Source organism: Methanosarcina sp. UBA5 (genome assembly GCF_002505485.1).
Lineage (GTDB): Archaea > Halobacteriota > Methanosarcinia > Methanosarcinales > Methanosarcinaceae > Methanosarcina.
The window spans coordinates 1-2,542 of sequence record NZ_DAVG01000023.1 but is presented as its reverse complement, the minus strand read 5'-3'; the positions used below and the strand labels follow the sequence as shown (position 1 = coordinate 2,542).

General features: G+C 35.4%; 1 protein-coding gene. It reads right to left on the bottom strand.

The genetic code is table 11. The features are described 5' to 3' along the window. Nucleotides 1–1,517: flippase (locus BP621_RS02210; protein ID WP_292387730.1), on the bottom strand; the 1,517-nt coding region annotated here is incomplete at its 3' end. Between the last annotated feature and the right edge of the window lie 1,025 nt (nucleotides 1,518–2,542).

Genomic DNA, 2,542 nt, shown 5'->3' with positions numbered 1-2,542 from the left:
ATAGAAAAATTATTTTTGCAACAGAACCAAATACCTTTCCTGATCTCACCTACTATGTTCTTCTCATTTTCGTCCAAAATATTCGCATAATGAATGATTGCAAAGTACAGAATGATAAAAGTTGCATATTCCCAGCTTGCTTCAGTTATCATAAGTGCCTTTCTGGCTGCGAGCATAACCAAAACTATGAAGATGTTGATAAGAGTTAGTCTTCTGTACATTGAGGTGAAAGGATGCATATTCTGATTTTTCCATACTTTAAAGGTCATGAAGACTTCATTTGCTGAAAACGATATGGAATATGCAATTGCTGCCCCTAATATTCCATATTGAGGTATAAGTAAGAAGTTGAGAAGAACGTTCATTCCTGCACTGGCTATCGAACACTTCATAAGTAGGTCAGAATTTCCGGATGCCATTAAAGTGTGGTAATTAACTCCGAAGTATGAGTTTGCTATAGCTCCTAGGGTTAGAATTCGAAGGACCATAGCTCCACTTGCGTAATCTGCTCCGTAGATATTCGTAAGAAGATACTCTGGATACACAAACATCAATACAAAGATTGGAAATGTGAGCAAGAAGCACCATTTGGTCATTATCTGGTAGATAGGCCCTATTAATTCGGTTTTGTTTTCCCCCCAGAGCTTTGACACTACAGGAACATATACAAAACCCATAGGACTGACTATTATGGTCAAAAAACCTACCAGAGGAGATACTGCATTATATACTCCTACCACCTCAGCTGACTTGAAATAGCCAAGCATTATAGTAGCTGTCCAGGTCATAAAATTTATCAGAGTCGAAGTTATTAGAATAGGAAAAGAATATCTGAATAATTCTTTTGTAGGTTCGCTAAATTTAAATTTTAATTTCGGTTCAAATGGGGGCTTTTTAATAAAGTAAACTGACATTACACAGAATGTGAATATCATGGAAAGCAAATCCATAAACACTATTCCATGAAAGGATAAACCGAAGTGCATGGCAGCTAAAGAAAATATTAGCAGAGACAGAGGCCTTAAGAGTTTATTGAAGTACATATTTACATTCGTACGATCGAATCCCCTGTAAACTCCTACTGCGACATTCAAAAGAATAGTTGTAGGAATCGTAAATATCATAATTTTGATAACGGCCGAAATTTCTCCCTGTGTATCAAATCCATTTCCTGCCAGATGCTCGAATAATGCCGGAGAGGCTATCATAGCAATTGCAGATGCAGACAGACCCATAACTGTTGCTGATGTAATTAATTCATTAATTTTGTGATCTTCATTTCTACCTCTGAAGTATGCAATGTACCTTGCCACTCCATCACCAAGCCCTAGAGTTGCAATAACTCCTGTGATTGATATTACTGTAAGGGCAAAGGAATATATACCGAAATCACCGGGAGAAAGATATGATGTGAGAACTCTTTTAACATTAATATCGAAGAGTAATCCAATTAAGGTCCCTGCTAATATTACACCAGAGCCTGTCACAATCCGATTGACCGATTTATTAACTGACACATTAGCACCTTTTACGTATTTTTCATTGTAATTTCTCCATAGTCTCCGCTCACCATGTGTTTTCCAAATTATGATTGAGTGAAATCTATGCGTTTAACTCGACAAACAGTAAAAATTAAGAGAGGGTTTTCAGCAGTCTGGTGTACCCTTCACTTTTGCAAAAATTTAGTAATCTTTATAAAGCCTGTTATCAGAAACTAATTTTTTATTCTGAAATACTTAATATAGATAGAAAGTTTATTCTATAAATGGTCATTTACCAAAATTTATAACATACAAAACGAGATATTCGTCATATAAGTCTATTGATGAACGTTGGCGGGTCTTTCATCAATTGGCATATCTCTTTTCTGAGGATCGTTTTTGCTTAAAAATGTGTGATGTTGATTTCCACGAGAATTGATTAATTACTGTAAAACAGATAAGTATTATGATTAACAGCAAAAATTGGTAAGTTATAACACTTTACACATTATTTTCAATAATTGTTTTGAGCTTATTTACTCGCCATTTAAAACCGTGATTGGCTAAGACCTGCTATGTGTTTAGGTTCAGTATTACTCCAGAGACTATAGAATGAAAAAACCTAAAAATAGATATAAACATTATCACTGGACGTTATACTTTTGTACCACGAAAAATTTTCTATCGATAGCCCCATTACTCCTGAACTTCTATTTATTTCAGTAAATCCCTATCATAATTTTTTTGCAACGGAACCAGGCTTAAAATCCACTTTGTCAACAGGTCCTTTCCGCGAAGCCTTATATTTCTTGGTGGAGATAAGCGGGATCGAACCTCTGGCCTCTTGGATGTATCCATACTATCATCTGTTCACGGAAAGCTGGGGCTGTTTATACTTCTCGTTGTGACTATTCAGGTTATTCCAAGCCTGATCTTCCATAAAGCCAAAAAGATCTTAAATGGATAAGAAATAAAATGACAAGTCTCTAATGGGTCTTAATTTCTCATAGGAATTTTTACTTCCCGGTGAATCTATGATAAAAATCTGAACCTTTAATAGT